Origin of the sequence: Streptomyces sp. NPDC090119 (assembly GCF_044747085.1) — a bacterium.
Classification (GTDB): domain Bacteria; phylum Actinomycetota; class Actinomycetes; order Streptomycetales; family Streptomycetaceae; genus Streptomyces.
The window spans coordinates 1,354,949-1,371,932 of sequence record NZ_JBIVDK010000001.1 but is presented as its reverse complement, the minus strand read 5'-3'; the positions used below and the strand labels follow the sequence as shown (position 1 = coordinate 1,371,932).

At 69.7% G+C, this 16,984-nt stretch carries 14 protein-coding genes; 8 read left to right on the top strand and 6 right to left on the bottom strand.

Annotation, left to right across the window (positions count from 1 at the left end; all coding sequences use genetic code 11):
* Positions 1-195: 195 nt before the first annotated feature.
* Entirely contained in the window at positions 196-1,059 is an 864-nt protein-coding gene (locus tag ACIPPM_RS06255; protein ID WP_401443633.1) for an alpha/beta fold hydrolase, read from the top strand.
* A gap of 213 nt (positions 1,060-1,272) precedes the next feature.
* Here the strand turns inward: ACIPPM_RS06255 and ACIPPM_RS06250 are convergent, their stop codons facing one another.
* Positions 1,273-1,539 (bottom strand): GlsB/YeaQ/YmgE family stress response membrane protein, encoded by a 267-nt coding sequence (locus tag ACIPPM_RS06250; RefSeq protein WP_031179268.1) that lies wholly within the window; start codon positions 1,537-1,539, stop codon positions 1,273-1,275.
* A gap of 271 nt (positions 1,540-1,810) precedes the next feature.
* Here ACIPPM_RS06250 and ACIPPM_RS06245 point away from each other — a divergent pair, with 271 nt between their 5' ends.
* From ACIPPM_RS06245 to ACIPPM_RS06235, 3 genes are read left to right on the top strand one after another with little or no spacing between them, the layout of a single operon-like run.
* Positions 1,811-3,082, top strand: coding sequence for a saccharopine dehydrogenase family protein (locus ACIPPM_RS06245; RefSeq protein ID WP_401443631.1), 1,272 nt, complete (start codon positions 1,811-1,813; stop codon positions 3,080-3,082).
* Positions 3,079-3,675 (top strand): TetR/AcrR family transcriptional regulator, encoded by a 597-nt coding sequence (locus ACIPPM_RS06240; RefSeq protein WP_401443629.1) that lies wholly within the window; start codon positions 3,079-3,081, stop codon positions 3,673-3,675. Before ACIPPM_RS06245 ends, ACIPPM_RS06240 begins: the two co-directional genes overlap by 4 nt.
* Before the next feature lie 4 nt (positions 3,676-3,679).
* Positions 3,680-4,381 carry a transporter gene (locus ACIPPM_RS06235; RefSeq protein WP_401443627.1) on the top strand — a complete coding sequence of 234 codons (702 nt, stop codon included), beginning with the start codon at positions 3,680-3,682 and terminating at the stop codon, positions 4,379-4,381.
* Between the two features lie 291 nt (positions 4,382-4,672).
* Here the strand turns inward: ACIPPM_RS06235 and ACIPPM_RS06230 are convergent, their stop codons facing one another.
* Positions 4,673-5,971 carry an NAD(P)/FAD-dependent oxidoreductase gene (locus tag ACIPPM_RS06230; protein WP_401443625.1) on the bottom strand — a complete coding sequence of 433 codons (1,299 nt, stop codon included), beginning with the start codon at positions 5,969-5,971 and terminating at the stop codon, positions 4,673-4,675.
* A 334-nt stretch (positions 5,972-6,305) separates the two neighbouring features.
* Here ACIPPM_RS06230 and ACIPPM_RS06225 point away from each other — a divergent pair, with 334 nt between their 5' ends.
* From ACIPPM_RS06225 to ACIPPM_RS06215, 3 genes are all read left to right on the top strand, one after another.
* The gene (locus tag ACIPPM_RS06225) at positions 6,306-6,428 is read left to right on the top strand and encodes a hypothetical protein (RefSeq protein ID WP_401443622.1); all 123 of its coding nucleotides are present in this window, start codon (positions 6,306-6,308) and stop codon (positions 6,426-6,428) included.
* Between the two features lie 120 nt (positions 6,429-6,548).
* Positions 6,549-9,773 (top strand): cytochrome P450, encoded by a 3,225-nt coding sequence (locus ACIPPM_RS06220; protein ID WP_401443620.1) that lies wholly within the window; start codon positions 6,549-6,551, stop codon positions 9,771-9,773.
* Positions 9,774-9,839: 66 nt separating this feature from the next.
* Entirely contained in the window at positions 9,840-10,886 is a 1,047-nt protein-coding gene (locus ACIPPM_RS06215; protein ID WP_401443618.1) for a zinc-binding dehydrogenase, read from the top strand.
* A gap of 69 nt (positions 10,887-10,955) precedes the next feature.
* Here ACIPPM_RS06215 and ACIPPM_RS06210 read toward each other — a convergent pair whose 3' ends face one another.
* The 4 genes from ACIPPM_RS06210 to ACIPPM_RS06195 are packed head-to-tail and all read right to left on the bottom strand — an operon-like array spanning position 10,956 to position 14,959.
* Complete coding sequence (locus ACIPPM_RS06210) at positions 10,956-11,993, bottom strand: NAD(P)-dependent alcohol dehydrogenase (RefSeq protein ID WP_401443615.1); 1,038 nt, start codon at positions 11,991-11,993, stop codon at positions 10,956-10,958.
* A 25-nt stretch (positions 11,994-12,018) separates the two neighbouring features.
* A complete protein-coding gene (locus ACIPPM_RS06205) occupies positions 12,019-13,272 on the bottom strand; it encodes a cytochrome P450 (RefSeq protein ID WP_401443612.1) in 1,254 nt (417 codons plus the stop codon).
* 56 nt (positions 13,273-13,328) lie between these two features.
* Positions 13,329-14,732 carry an NAD(P)/FAD-dependent oxidoreductase gene (locus tag ACIPPM_RS06200; protein WP_401443609.1) on the bottom strand — a complete coding sequence of 468 codons (1,404 nt, stop codon included), beginning with the start codon at positions 14,730-14,732 and terminating at the stop codon, positions 13,329-13,331.
* Entirely contained in the window at positions 14,729-14,959 is a 231-nt protein-coding gene (locus ACIPPM_RS06195) for a ferredoxin (RefSeq protein ID WP_401443606.1), read from the bottom strand. The genes ACIPPM_RS06200 and ACIPPM_RS06195 overlap by 4 nt, the downstream gene beginning before the upstream one ends.
* A gap of 520 nt (positions 14,960-15,479) precedes the next feature.
* Here ACIPPM_RS06195 and ACIPPM_RS06190 point away from each other — a divergent pair.
* Complete coding sequence (locus tag ACIPPM_RS06190) at positions 15,480-16,730, top strand: saccharopine dehydrogenase family protein (RefSeq protein ID WP_401443604.1); 1,251 nt, start codon at positions 15,480-15,482, stop codon at positions 16,728-16,730.
* The last annotated feature ends 254 nt before the right edge of the window (positions 16,731-16,984 follow it).

Sequence of the window (16,984 nt, the reverse complement as noted above, 5' to 3'; positions counted from 1 at the left end):
AGCGCGGGCCGACAACAGGGCAGTTCCCGCTGCCCGAACGGCCATCCGGCAGACGGCCCACCCGGCCGCCCGCGACGCCACGCCGCACGGACGGGCAAGTTCACCTGAATGCCTCGCGTATGAGGCGGGCCCAAGGGAGGGGCGCAAGCCTGAGGGCCTGGGCGTCGTGCGGCGCCCTCACCCCTAGGGAGCGGCATGAACGTATCCGGCAGGTCGCCTCGCCACGCGAAACTCGTCCGCTGGGGAGCGGCCCTCCTGGCCGTGTCCGGGACCGCCGCTCTGGCCACCGTGGCCGCCTACGCCGGTGGTCCCGACGCCGGGGACGCACCGAACGCGAAGCCGACGATCGTTCTGGTGCATGGCGCGTTCGCGGACGCGTCGAGCTGGAGCGGTGTGGTCGAGCGGCTGCAGAAGAGCGACTACAAGGTCGTCGCGCCCGCCAACACCCTGCGCGGCATTCCGCAGGACTCGACCTACCTCGCGAGCCTGCTGAAGTCGATCAAGGGGCCGATCGTACTCGTCGGTCACTCCTACGGTGGTGAGGTCATCTCGCAGGCCGCCGCCGGGAACGACAACGTCAAGGCGCTCGTGTACGTCAACGCGATCATGCCGGACGTCGGAGAGTCCTTCACCAGCCTGTCCGCGAAGTTCTCGCCTCCTCCGCTGCTCAGCGCCCTCAACCAGGTGCCCTACCGAGCCGGTGACGGCAGCAGCGGTACGGATGTCTACGTCCAGACCGACAAGTTCCACCAGGTCTTCGGCGCGGACCTGCCGAAGAACCGCACCGACGTTCTCGGCGCGTCCCAGCGGCCGATCGCGCAGTCCGCCTTCACGGACAAGGTCACCGGAGCCGCCTGGCGCGACAAGCCCGTCTACGTGCTCATCGGCCGACAGGACCTCGCGATCAACCCCGACCTGCAGCGTTTCGAGGCCAAGCGGGCCAAGGCCCGCAAGACGGTGGAGATCGACGCCTCCCATGTCTCGCTCATCTCGCAGCCACAGGCGGTCGAGCATCTGATCGTCGATGCCGCGGATGACTACGAGTGGCAGAAGAAGTAGCGCCGGACGCCGCTTGCGCAGGCCCCGGCTTTCGCGAGACGACGAGGATGGCCATGTCGTCCCGCTGCCGTCAGGAAACGGCGAACGGCACCGGTCGCGGGGGCGAACCCCGGGGCCGGTGCCGTTCCGTTCCGCCGTCCGGTCGTGGAGTCGCACATGCGGGCGCGGGGCCCGGCGGGAACTCCGGCTACGCGGACGGATCGCCGGTCGCGGTCAGTGCGAACGCCGACCGGTCACGAGGCGGTACAGCAGGAGCACGATCACCGAGCCGACGACGGCGGCGATCCACGTCGAGAGGTGGAAGAAGCCGTTGATGGAGTGCACACCGAAGATCACCTTGCCGAGCCAGCCGCCGAGCAGACCGCCGACGATGCCGATGAGCATCGTGACGAGGCAGCCGCCCGGGTCCTTGCCCGGCATGAGCGCCTTGGCGATGGCGCCCGCGATGAGGCCGATGAGAATCCAGGCGATGATGCCCACGGTGCTTCCTTTGCTGTAGGGGATGCCGAGGAAGACCCGACGGGAATTCCGCCGGGGCTGCCCGCCGGTCGCTCCGCGCGGAGGACCGGCGACACACGAATATCCACTCGGGAGCACTCCACACGGCATCCCGTCCCCGTTTCCTCCAACTGGCCCGCCCGGCACCCCCGAGAGCCATGTCCAGTTCGTCGGCAGCAGCCTCACCCCCGTCACCGAACAATAATTACACGTTGTCATTGACGTCACGTAAGTGGAGTCCTAGCCTCGCCCTATGACGAGACAGAAGAAGAGGATTGTCTTCATCGGCGCGGCGGGTGACATGTGCCGAGTCGCGATCGAGCGTTTCGCCGAAGCCGCCGGGGGCGCGGACTGGAAGCTGGAGCTGTACGACATCCGGCCCGACGCCCTCGACGCACTGGTCGCGAGCCTGCCCCCCGGATCGGCGAGCTCCGGCTCCTTCGACCTGTTCGACCCGGTCGCCCTTCGTGAGGCCATCGAGGGTGCCGCACTCGTCGTGCTGGGCGCCGGGCCGTACATCCGCACGGCGGAGCCGGTCATGGAAGCGTGCATCGAGAAGGGGGTCCCCTACCTGGATCTCGATGACGACGAGGCCAGCACCCGAGCCGCGATGGAGCTGGACGCGGAAGCGAAGGCGGCCGGCGTGCCGATCTTCGTCGGCTGCGGCGCGTCCCCCGGACTCACCAATGTGATGGCTGCCGATGCGACACGCGACATGGACAGCGTGGACCAGATAGACGTGGGCTGGGCGACCGGTGACGAGGGGCCGGTCGAGTTCGGGCGTGCCGTGCTCGATCACGCGATCCGAGGCTTCGCCGGACCGTGCCAGACCTGGGAGAAGGGACGGGCGGTCACCCACCAGACGTTCGTGGAATCGGATGTGTTCGACCTGGGTGGTTCGTTCGGCTCTGCCTATCGGCTGTACGAGTGCGCCCATCCGGAAGCGGTGACCATGCCGCGACGATGGCCCGGCGCGGACAGGATCCGTGTCCTGGGAGCCCTCGACCCGGCGCCGGTCAGCGGCGTCATGCGCGGAGTCGCCGTCGCGGTGGAGGACGGGAGGATCTCGATGGACCAGGCCATTGATTTCGTCAACGCCGTCGTCACCGACAAGCCGGGCTCGCCGAAGGTGTGGCGCCACGCCCTCGCAGGGCTGTGGGGTTCGGTTCGCCGGGGTGAGATCGCCGTGGGTGAGGTGGCGAAGTACTTCGCGGCCGCAGCACGCAAGAAGCACCCCGACTTCCGCGGCATCAACTACGTCCGGGTGACGGGCAGGCGCGACGGCAGGAGGGTCGTCTCGATTCGGCGCGTTCCGGTCAGCGGGCCGGGCACACCGTGGACGAGCATGGCGGCGGGAACCGGATCGGCGACCGCGGCGTTCATGATGCTCGCGGTCGACGAGCTGGGCGGTCTGGCGGGTGTCCTCGCGCCGGAGGACTGGGCGAACCCGGAGAGGTTCTACGCCGCGATGGCGCGGGCCGGGCGGACGTCGGTCGATCAGGTCGTCGAGGTGCTGCAGCCATGAGCAGGCGCCCGAAGCACGACCCCAAGGAGTCGGAACGCGAGATCCTCCACGCGGCGGAGGCCTTTCTCAGGGAGCGGCCGTTCCGGGAGATGACGGTGGACGCGGTCATGAGCCGGACCGGGCTCAAGCGGCCTGCCTTCTACGTACACTTCCGCGACCGTCACGACCTGGCGCTTCGCGTCGTGGAGGAGCTGGGCCTCGAACTCGGGGCGATGATCGACCGCTGGCTGACGGGCGTCGATCTGACCGTCGACGCCAGGTCGGCGTTCCAGGGCCTGGCCGAGGTCTACGCCGAGCACGGTCCTGTACTCCGGGCGCTCTCGGAGGCGGCGGGCAGCGACGACAAGGTCGAGGCCGCCTACAACGCCCTGGTGCAGCGGTTCATCGATGCCACCGCCATCCGTATCTCCGCCGACCAGGCCGCAGGGCTCATCAGTGCGGATCTGGATGTCGAGGAGACTGCCCGCGCCCTGGTCTGGATGGACGAGCGCTATCTGACGCAGGCGTTCTCGAGACAGCCCCACCCGGATGTGCGACGCGTGGTCGACGTCCTTTACAACATCTGGTTCTCGGCGCTCTACGGAGGGGATTGAGTTCATGAAGGAAGGCGCTTTCATACTGGCCGACCTGTGGATGATCTTCGCGGGGTTCTACTGCGGCTGGAAATTCTTGCGGCAGTACGGCAATCATCTGCTCGGCCTGGAGTGGATGATCGTTGCTACGTCAGGCGTCAATTTCCTGATCTGGGCGCTTCGCGGCGGGGACCAGACCGATCCGCAGGGCATGCTCGTGTCCTTCTTCGACGCATTCTCCCGAGGGGTCGGCATAACCCTCATCCTGATCATGGGCCTGCTGCGGGTCACCCATCGCTACCGCCCCGGACTGGTCCTGGACATCGGAGCGTTCACCCTCGCCACCGCGGCCGGGCTCTACCTCGTGCGGTTCGGCGGTCATGGGTTCCACCTGGGCCCGGCGACCTTCTTCGTCGTCGTCAACGCGCTCACGACGCTGTTCCTGGTCTACTTCACGTGGCGAGTCTGGAAGACGGGCGCCAGAACCCGAGCGGTATGGACGGCGCTCGCGACCGCGGCGGGAACCGTCATCGCGATCACCTACGACTTCTTCCCACTCGCCGGTGACGACGCCCACCGCACGATCTTCGCCAGCGCCGCGCTGGCGACCTGGGGCACTCAGCTCTTCGTGTACTTCCACGCCTATCGCGCCCTGGCGCGCCACGACCGGGCGGCCGAAGCCGACGGGATCGCGATGCCGCTGAGCGCGGCAGGGGGGAACCGCTGACGAGAACCGGCGACATGGCAGGACCCGGCCATCGGCTGTCATGGGATCTTGAAGCCCGGCAGTAGCAAGGCCACACAGGACGGCGCGGTGCCGTGCCCCGGCGGAGGCGAGGGGCGCGGCACCGCGGTGCGTCGGCCGGGCGGCCGCCGGAGCCGACTGCGGGGACGCGGAGCCGGTGCCGTCACGCATCCGCCGCGCGGCACCCCCGGGCCTGTCCCCTGACGTGGCGACCGGACCCCCGCGAACCGCTTCGCGGGGGTAGGCGCGTGGCAGGGGCCTCGCAGGGGGCCTTCAGCTCCTGCCACGGTTGAGACGATCCGCCAGCCGGTCGGCCATCCATCCGGCCGTCAGCGTCGCGCTGTTGAGGAAGGGCGACGGAGCGAACCGCGGCCGGTCCCGCCACAGGGGGGCGAGGTCGTCGTGGAGTTCGTCGCCGGCGAGCCGGTCGGCGAGCAGCGCGCCGAGGTAGGGAGCCTGGGCGAGGCCGTGGCCGTTGCAGGCGATGGAGTAGAAGACGTTCTTCGTGGACTCTCCGACGACCGGCAGCCACGACGGAGTCATCGCGATCCACCCGCCCCACGCCCGCTCCACCGCGACATCCCGGAGTGAGGGGAACCGGTCGTGGAAGCCTCGGGTCAGGTCCGCCACGACCGAGGGGTCCGGCTGACGAGAACCCAGCGCCGAATGCGCCAGCTGCAGTCGGCGAACACCGAACGCGATCGTGCCGCGGGGCGTGATGCGGAAACTCTGCATCAGGTTGTGCAGGGTCACGAGGCCCGCCCGGCTCGTCCAGCCGGTCGCCTCCAGGCGCTCGGGCGCGATGGGTTCGGTCTCGGCCATGCTGACCCAGACCGGCGCGGCCAACCGCTTCGGAGCGAACGCGAGATCACGCGAGTGGGCGTTCGTGGCGAGCACGACCCGTCCGGCACGGACTCGTCCGCGCGGCGTGCTCAGGTGGACCGACCCGCCGTGACTTTCCACCGCGCGCACGGGAGTCCGCTCGAACACCCGCACCCCAGCGCCGCGGAGTGCCTTGCGCACACCGAACGCCAGCAGACCGGGGTTCAGCGTTCCTCCGCCGCGCTCGAAGCTGCCGCCCAGGATGCCTTCGGGCACACCGAAGTCACCCCCCTCGACGAACTCGGCGTCCGCCCCTGCCTTCTGGAGGATCTGGGTGTTCCGCTTGGCCTTGCGAAGCTGCCCCTTGGAGACGGCGGCCATGAGGTTGCCCGTCCGCTCGTACCCGCAGTCGATGTCGAACCGGTCGAGCAGGCCCTCGACGAAGGGAACAGCTCCCTCGGCGAAGCGCACGACGTCCCGGAAGCGGCGTGGGTGCATCGTGCTCAGGATCTGGGGGTCGCCCGCGGGGGCGTTCGTCAACTGCCCGGCGTTGCGCGAGCTCGCCCCGGCGCCGCAGACTCCGGCCTCGATCAGGACCACGTCGACGCCTCGCTCGACCAGTCGCAGGGCCGTCGCCATGCCGCCCAACCCGCCACCGACGACTGCGACATCACATTCGGTGTCGCCCTCGAGCGCCGGCAGGACATCGGCGGGGGTATCGGCCCAACCGGTGAAGGCCGAGTACGTCACTCCATCAATGATCGTCACCTCACGCTCCCACGGCTGAACATATGCCGCCGACGACGTGGGCTTCGCGTGGTTCCGGTGGGCTGTCGAACTCAGTCACATGAGCCTCCCTGATCATTCGAAATTAGATCTCGATTCGACTTCGACTCTATGGATCGTAGGAGGAGCCGTCAATTCGCGTGACGAGCCACGCCGCGAGCGCGTGGATCACCGAACGAACGCACCCGGAAGCCTCCGGCGCGACTTTCCGTACAAGGTATGGTTCACTGGTAGCGGGTTTCCATACGACGTATGGAACTCTGGGTACGTCCCGTCGCGGCAACCCCGCTCGCTCCCGGTGCCCCGGCGCGGAGCGGCCGAGGACCACGGCATCAGCCACGCGGGGGACGACCGGCGTCACAGCGCGTCCCGCGACCAGGCGGTCGACCACGGCGCCAACCCGTACAGCGCCGCTCTCTGACACGAAGGCCGCTTCTGCCCGTGAACCCGACCACGCGTCGGACGGGCACCCCTGACCGGCGGAACCCGAACCGCCCGCGGGCGGTTCCAGCTCACAGATCACGGAAGGCGATTCGCCACCATGACCGAAACCCGACTCTCACCGCAGCCCGCAAGCCACGACTTCTCCGTCGTCGACGCTTCCACGGCTTCGACCAGCAGTACGTTCCTCCAGGGCCTCATGGACGTGGCCCGGCAGCAGGGTCCGAACTTCGTCCTGCGTGAACAGGGCGAGGACGCCCTCTACGTCAGCGGCCTCGACCTGGTCACCGAGCTCTCCGACGAGCAGCGGTTCCGCAAGGCGATCGGCCCGGATCTGGAGAACGTCCGCGAGTTCGCCCACGACGGCCTGTTCACCGCGTACAACGACGAGCCGAACTGGGCCAAGGCGCACGACATCCTGATGCCGGCCTTCGCTCTCGGGTCGATGCGCACCTACCACCCCGTGATGCTCAAGGTCACCCGTCGGCTGATCCAGGCCTGGGACCAGCGGGGGGCCGCAGGCAACCCGGTCGATGTGTCCGACGACATGACCCGGATGACTCTGGACACCATCGGCCTGGCCGGGTTCGGGTTCGACTTCGGTTCGTTCGACCGTGACGAGCCGCACCCGTTCGTCGATGCCCTGGTGCGCTGCCTCAGCTGGTCGATGGACAAGCTCGGGCGTACCCCGGACGGCGACTACACGGAGGCCGACGAGGCGTTCCGCGAGGATGCCGCCTTCCTTGCCTCCGTGGTGGACGAGGTCATCGCGGCGCGCACCGCCCCGGACGCTCCGGTCCTGGAGCACGAGGACCTGCTGGACCTGATGCTCACCGCCACCCACCCCTCCGACAGCACGACCCTGGACCGGGAGAACATCCGCAACCAGGTCATCACCTTCCTGATCGCCGGGCACGAGACCACGTCGGGCACGATGTCCTTCGCTCTCTACAACCTGGTGAAGAATCCGGCCGCGCTGCGTCTGATCCAGCGCGAGGTGGACGAGCTGTGGGGCGACACGGCCGACCCCGAGCCGTCGTACGACGACATCGGCAAGCTCACCTACACCCGCCAGGTGCTCAACGAGACGCTGCGGCTGTTCCCGACGGCCCCCGGCTTCTGGCGCGAGGCCCGCCACGACACTCACCTGGGCGGCATGCCGCTGCGGGCCGGACAGTGGGCGGGGGTACTGACCCCGATCCTGCACCGCGACCCCGTCTGGGGTGACAACCCCGAGCTGTTCGACCCCTCCCGCTTCTCACCGGAAGCGGAGGCGGCGCGTTCCCCGCACGCCTTCAAGCCGTTCGGTACCGGCGAACGGGCCTGCATCGGAAGGCAGTTCGCCCTGCACGAGGCCACCATGCTGCTCGCCATGCTGGTCCACCGCTACCGGCTGCTCGACCACGCCGACTACCGGCTGAGCATCCAGGAGACGCTCACCATCAAGCCCGAGGGATTCACCCTCGCCATCGCCCCGCGCACCCCGGCCGACCGTGCCGCCAACCGTGCGGCCGTCCCCGCGTTCGGCGTCGCCGCGGCCGCCGACGAGGAGTCGGCCGACGCCGACGGCCTGCCCACCCGAGTGCGGCAGGACACCGGCCTCCTGCTGCTGCACGGCTCCAATTACGGCACCTGCCGTGACTTCTCGGCCCAACTGGCGGACTCCGCCGCAGAGATCGGATGCGAGACCGCCGTGTCCGCGCTCGACGCACACGCCGACGCGCTGCCCACCGACCGGCCGGTGGTGATCACCGCCGCCTCGTACAACGGGCAGCCCACCGACGACGCGGCCGCTTTCGTCCAGTGGCTCGAGAACGCCGGACCCGGCGCCGCCGACGGTGTCACGTACGCCGTCCTCGGCATCGGCGACCGCAACTGGTCGGCCACTTACCAGCGCGTCCCCACCCTCATCGATGAGCGGCTGGCCGCGCTCGGTGGAACCCGGCTGCTGGAGCGCGCCGAGGGCGACGCCTCGGGTGATCTGACCGGCGCGGTCAAGGCGTTCACCGGCACGCTGCGCACCGCCCTGCTGGAGGGCTACGGTGACCCCGCCACGGTCGGCGCCGCCCCGGAGGTGGACGCCGACGCCCCCGCGTACACCGTCACCGAGGTCACCGGCGGCGTACTGGAAGCACTGGCCGCCCGGCACGGGATGGCGGCGATGACGGTCACCGAGACCGGCAGCCTGACCAGTCCCGGCTACCCGCGCGCCAAGCGCTTCGTGCGCCTGGCACTGCCCGAGGGCGAGACCTACCGCACCGCGGACCACTTCACCGTGCTCCCCGCCAACCACCCCGACCTGGTCGAGCGTGCCGCCGAGATCCTGCGGGCGGACCTGGACACCGTCCTCAACATCGCGGCGAGCCGCCCGCGTCGTGACGGCATCGCGGTCGACCGGCCGGTGACCGTACGCGAGTTGCTCACGCACTTCGTCGAACTCCAGGACCGCCCGACCGCAGGGCAGTTGACCACTCTGTCCGACCTCAACCCGTGCCCGCCCGAGAAGAAGGCACTGGGGGCCCTCGCCGACGACGCCGAGGCCCTGGCCGCCGACCGGCGTGGCCTGCTCGACGTGATCGAGGACAACCCCGCGCTCGGCGAGGTCCTGACCTGGCCGGTGCTGCTGGACCTGCTGCCGCCGATCCGGCCGCGCCACTACTCGGTCTCGTCCTCGCCGACGAGCGACCCCCACCACGTCGATCTGATGGTCTCCCTGCTCCAGGCACCCGCACGCTCAGGCCGGGGCACCTTCCGCGGCACCGGATCGGGATACCTGAACGGCGTCCGTGCGGGCGACACCGTGTACGCCCGGATACAGCCGTGCCGGGAGGTCTTCCGGATCGACCACGATGCGGCGACCCCGGTGATCATGATCTCGGCCGGTACCGGCCTCGCCCCCTTCCGAGGCGCTGTCGCCGACCGTCTCGCCCTTGCGCTGAACGGCTCCGAACTCGCCCCCGCGCTCTGCTACTTCGGCTGCGACGCCCCGGACGCCGACTACCTGCACGCCGAGGAACTGCGCGCCGCCGAGCTGGCGGGCGTGGTCGCCATGCGTCCGACCTTCAGCGAGGCGCCGGTCGACGACCAGATGTTCGTCCAGCACCGCATCGCCGCCGAGGCCGACGAGGTGTGGAAGCTGCTCGGCGACGGCGCCAAGGTCTACGTCTGCGGCGACGGCGCCCGGATGGCCCCGGGCGTACGCGACGCCTTCCGGGCCGTCTACCTGGACCGCACTCCCGGTGCCGACGACGCCGACGCCACCGCCTGGCTCGACTCGCTGGTCTCCGACGGCCGCTACATCGAGGACGTCTACGCCGCGGGCTGAGCCGCACGATCCGCTCCAGCGGAAGCCAAGAACCGACCACCCCACAGAAGTCAGAGGTTCCATTCCATGAACACCATGCTTGCCGGACGCCTTCACGTTCCCAGTGGTGCGTTCCGCGTCGAAGAGGTCGCCATACCCGTCCCCGGTCCGGGTGAGGTACTGATCGAGGTCAAGGCCGCGGGTGTGTGCCTGTCCGACGTGCACCTGATCGACGGCAGCCTGAAGCCGTTCGTACCCATCGAGGAAGTCACCCTCGGGCACGAGGTCGCCGGAGTGATCCACACCCTCGGCTCCGACCTGCTCGGCGACTGGTCCCCTGGGATGCGCGTGGTCCTGCAGGCCGGCCAGGGCTGCGGGCGGTGCGACGACTGCCGCCTTCGCATCGGGACGTGTGTCGAGCCCCTCACCCGCGGCCTCGACTACGACGGCGGCTGGGCCCAGTACACGATCGCCCGCGAGGACACCCTCGCCCTGATCCCGGACCACCTGCCGTTCGACCAGGCGGCGATCATCCCGGACGCGGTCTCCACGCCGTACTCCGCCATCGTGACCACCGGTGAGGTCCGCCCGGCCCAGGCCGTGGGCGTGTGGGGCGTGGGCGGCCTGGGCGCCCACGGCATCCAGCTCGCCCGCCTGGCCGGTGCCGCACCGGTCATCGCCGTCGACCCGCTGCCCAGCGCCCGGGAACGCGCGCTGGCCTTCGGCGCCGACCTCGCACTGGACCCTGTCGACCCGGGCTTCGCCGGGGCCGTGCACCAGGCCACGGCGGGCCTCGGCCTGGACGTCGCCCTCGACTTCGCCGGTGCGCCCGCCGTACGGGAACAGGCCGCAACCGTCCTCGGACAGAACGGGATCATGGTCCTGGCGGGGCTGACCCCCCACCCGCTCACCATCACCGACAGCACGCAGTTCAGCTGGAAGAGCAACCAGATCCGCGGCCACTTCGGCTCCGGCTTCCGGGACCTCCACCAGTTGATCCGGCTGGCATCGGCCGGGCGCCTCGACCTGTCTCCCTCCATCAGCGCCCACATCCCGCTGACGGACGCGGCGGAAGCGGTCCACCGGCTGCAGAACAAGATCGGGGACCCGATCCGCCTGATACTCGTCCCCTGATACCTCGATCTCCCCGCAGGACGGGACCGGCCGTGCCGGCGCGCGGCCGGTCTCCCACGGCTACGACTCTCAGGTCTGTGGCGTGATCACGGCGCGGCCTTTGATCCTGCCGTCGTGCAGGAGCCGGTACGCCTCTGCGGCGCGATCGAGGGGGAAGTGTTCCACCAGCAGCTCGATCTTGTTCTGCCGGGCCAGGGTGACCACTTCCATGAGTTCGGTGAGGGAGCCCCAGTAGGGCGCGGTGACCGAGCACTCGTGGGGCGGGCTCAGGAAGTTGACCGGGAGGGCGCCGCCGCCGAGACCGACGAGGGTCAGGTCGCCGAGCACCCGGGCCACCTGCGCGGCCATGCGCAGCGTCGGATCGACGCCCACCATGTCCAGCACGAGTTCGGCGCCTTGGCCCCGTGTCATGTCCCGGATGCGCTCGACCGTCTCGCCGTCGGAGGTCAGCGCCTCGTCCGCGCCCATGCGCTTGGCGGTCTCCAGCTTGTCCGCCGCCGTGTCCACCGCGATGACGGTGGTGGCCGCGCTGAGCGCGCGCAGGATCTGGATGGCCATCTGCCCCAGCCCTCCGGCTCCTATCACCACCGCGGTGGAGCCGGGCCCCAGCAGGTGCAGCGACCGCTTGACAGCGTGATAGCTGGTCAGGCCCGCGTCGCTGAGGGGAGCGGCGTCCCGGGGGGCGAGGTCGCCGAGCGGGATCAGGAACCGCGTCGACGGGACAAGCAGACAGTCGGCCATCCCGCCGTCGTACTCGGCCAGACCGCCTCCGACACCGTTTGTCTCCAGGCAGTAGTTGTCCTGGCCCTGTCGACAGTTGGCACACACCCCGCAGCCCCACGGACCGTAGACGATGACAGGATCGCCGACGGCGACGCCGGAGGCACCGGGGCCGGTCGCCTCGACCCATCCGGCGTTCTCGTGGCCGAGTGTGAGGGGCAGTCCGGTGCCGTCTTCCGGTCCCGGTTCCTCCATGATGTGCAGGTCGGAGTGGCAGGCGCCGGCGCCTCCGATCCGGATCAGGACCTCTCCCGGCCCCGGTTCGGGCACCGGTACCTCGCGCAGCTCTGCCGGCTTCTGCCATGCGACGAGTCGGAAGGCCCTCATGGCGCTCCCTTCGAGCGGATCAGTGTCAGCCGCGAACTCCGTCGGCGTCCATCAGGACGTGACGCGGGCCGCGGAAGACCTGGTTGTGACGGTACGGCGGCGGGTCGGTGACCAGGCGCGGGTTCTCGACGCGGCGGATGAACTCCTGCACCGCGACCTGGACCTCCAGCCGGGCGAGTGGGGCGCCGAAGCAGAAGTGGATGCCCTGGCTGTAGCCGAGGTGCTCGTTGTCGGGGCGCTCCAGGTCGACCTGCTCGGGGTCGGGGAACCGGTTCGGATCGCGGTTGGCCGAGCCGTACACCAGGAAGATCGGCGAGCCCTTCGGGATGGTGGTGCCCGCGATGTCGATGTCCTCGAGCGCGGAGCGGGTGAACCAGAACTGCACCGACGACTCCAGGCGCAGCATTTCCTCCACCCCGGGCACGATCAGCTCGGGCCGAGCGCGCAGTTCCGCGAGCGCCTCCGGATGCCTCAGGAGGGTCAGCAGGCTGTGGGCGATCAGGTTGACGGTGGTCTCGTGCCCGGCGAAGAGCAGGAGGAGAGCGTTGCTGATGATCGCGTCCCTGGGCATGGGACCCGACGCGCTGTCGTCGTGCACCATCGCCGACAGCATTCCGGGTCCGGGCTCCCTGGCGTATCGGTCGATCAGCCCGGACATGTACCGATGGATGTCGGCGTAGGCCGCGTCGCCCGCCTGCTGTCGGCCCAGGACCTCCTCGGACTTCGCCTCGGGGCCGAAGTCCAGGGAGTCCAGGGCCGATTCGATCCATGCGTGGAAGAGCGGTTCGTCTTCCAGCGGCACGCCGAGGATCTGGCAGATCAGGGACACCGGCAGGGGATAGGCGAAGTCGTCGACGGCGTCGAAGCGGGGCTTGTCCCGCAGCTTGTCCAAGAGGTCGTCCACGATGCGGTGGATGTCGGGCTCCGTGCGGGCGATCCAGTCAGGTGCGTCGGGAGGGCCGTAGAAGTGCCGCGTCATCAGGCGGCGGAACCGGTCGTGCTCGGGCGGGTCCGAGCTGATGATGTCCGGCGTGCTGAACTCGTCCGCCGTCGTCTCGCCCTCGCCCCCCGCGATCCAGGACAGCCGGGGACACTTGGTGGGGTCCGAGCTGACACGGGGGTCATGGAGGAGTTGGACGACCTCCCAGTAGGTGCCGACGACGTAGGAGCCGTCCGGCTCGCGGGTCACCGGCGTCTTGCGCAGCTCCTCGTAGAACGGATAAGGATCGGCGCGGTTGGCATAGCGGAGTGCCTGCTGCCAGGGGGTTTCCTCGTCCATGATGTTCCTCCGCTCGTGAGGCGCTGTTCGGCCGCGCGCGTCGGCCGAAAGCCACGTCACCGGCCGGGACGCTGGAACTCGGCCCTGCGTTCGGTCGGGTCGTGACCGGTCAGGACCACGTCGGGTACTCCGGCCGGGACGCCCGGCGTCGGGAACTCGGCCGGCATCGGCTGCATGAAGTCGGGCAGGTCCCAGCCCGCCCGCGGGGGCGGGAACGGCGCCGACTGCTCGATCAGCCGCCCGTAGTGCTCCAGCCACTTGCCCCCGTCGAAGGCGACGGCGGCGACGATGCGCCCTCTGCGACCGTAGGCCGCGACGAAGCGGCGCTCTCGGACGGACCCTTGCGTGAACACGATCTCGTCGCCGAAGGGAGGCACCCCCACGGACTTGATGTTCCGTCCGAACTGGCCGGACCAGAAGCCGGGAAGCAGCAGGTTCGGCCGGTAGTCGGGCTCAAGGTTGATCATGTTGTGGGCGGCGACCTCTGCGCCGAAAACGGCGTTGTCCCAGTGCTCCATCGCGAGGAACTCGTAGTCGTACAGCACGTACGGTGAGCGGGCGATGTCACCTGCCACGTAGACGCTGTCGGTCGCCACACCGTTGATGTCGAAGGCACGGCCTCCGGCGTCGCAGCCGACGCCCCAGTAGCCGGCCGCGAGACCGGAGCCCTCCAGCCATTCGACGTTGCGGATCGATCCGAGCGAGGCCAGCACCAGGTCGGCCTCGACGGTGGTCCCGTCCGAGAGCCGCGCGCGCCGCACGTGTCCGGCGGTGTCACCCTCCAGCGCCGACACACCCACCCCGCAGCGCAGATCGACCCCGTGTTCGCGCTGCATCTCAGCGGCGATCTTGCCGATGACTCCGCCGAGGGCGCCGACCAGCGGTGCCGAGGCCCGCTCGGCGACCGTCACCGGGATGTCGAGTTCCCGGCAGACGGATGCCGCCTCCGAGCCGATGAACCCGGCGCCGATGACGAGCACCCGCGACGGGCGTGCGGCCAGCGCCTGCCGCACCTGTGCCGCGTCGTCGCGCGAGCGCAGGGTGTGCACCCCGTCGAGGGCGGCCTCGGCCGGGTTGGGCCACTGCCGCGCCCGGGTTCCCGTGGCGATCAGCAGTCGGTCGTACGGGACCTGCTCGCCGCCGGCCAGGTGTATCAGTCTGTTGGCCCGGTCCAGTTCGACGGCCGCGTCCCCGAGCCGCCACGTGGCGTCCGAGCCCCGCAGCCGGGGCAGTTTGGTGTTGTCGGCCGACACCCACCCCTTGAGTACCTGCTTGGACAGGGGAGGACGGTCGTACGGCTCGTAGGGTTCGTCCCCGATGATGGTCAGCGGACCGGTGAACCCTCCCTCACGCAAGGCTTCGGCGGCCCGGAGCCCAGCGAGCGAGGCACCGACGATGACGATCCTGCCGTTGGCCCTGAAGTCGCCGACCAGTTCCGCGAATGTCTCCGACAGGTTCATGAGGCGGCACCCCGGTCCGCGTCGTCCGGCTCGACGTCCACCCGGTCTATCTTGATCGCCTGGACCGGGCAGGCCGCCGCGGCCCGCTCGATGTGCAGGCGCTGCGATTCGTCGGGATTGGGTTCGTAGGAAAGGGCCTCGTCGCCGGTCAGCTTGAAGACCTCATGGGCGAGGTACACGCACTGCGCGTACCCCTGGCATCGGTTCAGGTCCACGACGATGCGCATGACACTGCCTCCGTCCGCAGGTCCCAGCCGAAGCCGAGTGCCGAGAATCCGGACTCCGGTCAGCACGTCCGGATCGGGTGAACGGGCCCGGCAGCGGTGCGGTCCCCGGCGGGGGCATCTGGATTCGGGCCCATTGACGAAAAGGCTTCTCCGCCCCGCCTCTTTGTGACGATACCGACCCATTCATCACCTTGCATGCGCCGTACGGGGCCGGGCTCGTCAGGCAGTCACCGTCGGCGGGGTCCCTCAGCCGTCCGAGATCCAGCGGTGCAACCGGCCCGGCAGACCCGGTTGCTCTCGAGCAAAGCCTCCAAGACCTTGACGACGGCCGTTGGCCCACCCTTAGACTGAAAGCCGATTCGAAATCGAATTCCTGTCATCCGGGCTACCGGACGAATCGGGACACGGATCACGCCGGATGCACGGGTCGTCGGACCACCAGCAACAACGGAGCGGAGAGAGTCGTGGCTCACTGTTATGACATTGGCATGCGCGGGCTTCAGGGCACCGGAGGTGCCGCGTGACGGCGCGGAGGGTCGTCTTCATCGGCGCGGCCGGGGAAATGTGCCGCGTGGCCATCGAGCGCTTCGCCAAGGCCGACGGGGACTGGGAGCTGACCCTCTGCGACATCCGGCCCGAGCTGCTCAAGCCCCTGCTGAAGCGGCTGCCGCCGGGCCGGGCCAGGGCCAGGCGCCTGGACCTCTACGACCGCGCCGACCTGAGGGAGGCGATCGACGGCGCCGCCCTGGTCGTGCTGGGCGCGGGACCGTACATCCGCACCTCGGAGCCCGTCATCTCGGCCTGCCTGGAGGCCAAGGTGCCCTACCTCGACTTCGACGACGACGTGGAGAGCACGGAGCACGCGCTGACCCTCCAGGACAAGGCGCGCGAGGCCGGGATTCCCGTCTACGTGGGCTGCGGTGCCTCGCCGGGCATGAGCAACGTCCTCGTCGTGGACGCGGCGAGCGAACTCGACACCGTCGAGGACATCGACCTGGCGTGGCTCGTGGGCGACGAGCGGCCGCAGGTGGGCCGGGCGGTGCTCGAACATCTCATGCACATCGCCGCCGGTGACTGCCTGACCTGGGAGGACGGCGGCCCCGTCGTCCACGAGTCCTACGTGGAGACCGACTCGGTCCCGATGGGTGCCGGTATCGGCGAGATCCTGCTCTACGAGACGGCCCACCCGGAGCCCGTCACCCTCCCCCGCCGGTACCCCGAGGCGCGACGCATCCGATGTATCGGCGGCCTCGCCCCCTCGCCCTTCAACGGTCTGGCGCGCGGTCTCGGCCTGGCCATCCAGGAGGGGAGGATCACCGTCGACGAGGCGCTCGACTTCCTGGAGGCGATCCTGAAGAACCGGGTCAGCGATCCCAAGGCTCTGCGATACGCGCTGCGCGGGATGGTCGGCCAGGTGCGCCGGGGCGAGAGCGGGGCGGGCACGCTGGCCAAGTTCCTGCTCTCCTCGGCGCTGGGCCGCAAGGAGAAGTGGCAGGGAGGTCTGCTGGCCCGCGTCACCGGTACCCGCAACGGCCGGCCGGCGGTCGCCGTCCGGCGCACGCCGGTCAGCGGCACGGACACCTACCTGGTCAGCAGCATGGGCAGCCTGACCGGCACCGCGTGCGCGGCGTTCATGGTCCTGGCCCTGGACGAGACCGGCAAGCGGTCCGGCGCCTTCTCCCCCGAGGACTGGGCCGACCCCGAAGCCTTCTACAAGGCGCTGGAGCGCGTCGGCACTCCGCGCCACGAGATCGTCGAGGCGCTCGTCTAGGGCCTTTCTTCCGGATCAGGCCGGCTCGGGCCGACGGCGCCTTCTGGCTGACCCGAGCGGGGTCTGGTGCGTGCAGCTGCAAGGCGGAGGAGGGAGTCGACGCGGAGCGTCGGCGAGTGACGACAACGCCGCAGATGTGCGTGCCAGACCCCGCGACTACGGCAAGATCCGGAAGACAGGCCCTAGCCCGTCTCGCCACCGGATCTGGCGGCCGGGGCACCGAAGCGGCGGTGCCCTGGCCGCCTCGTGCCGAG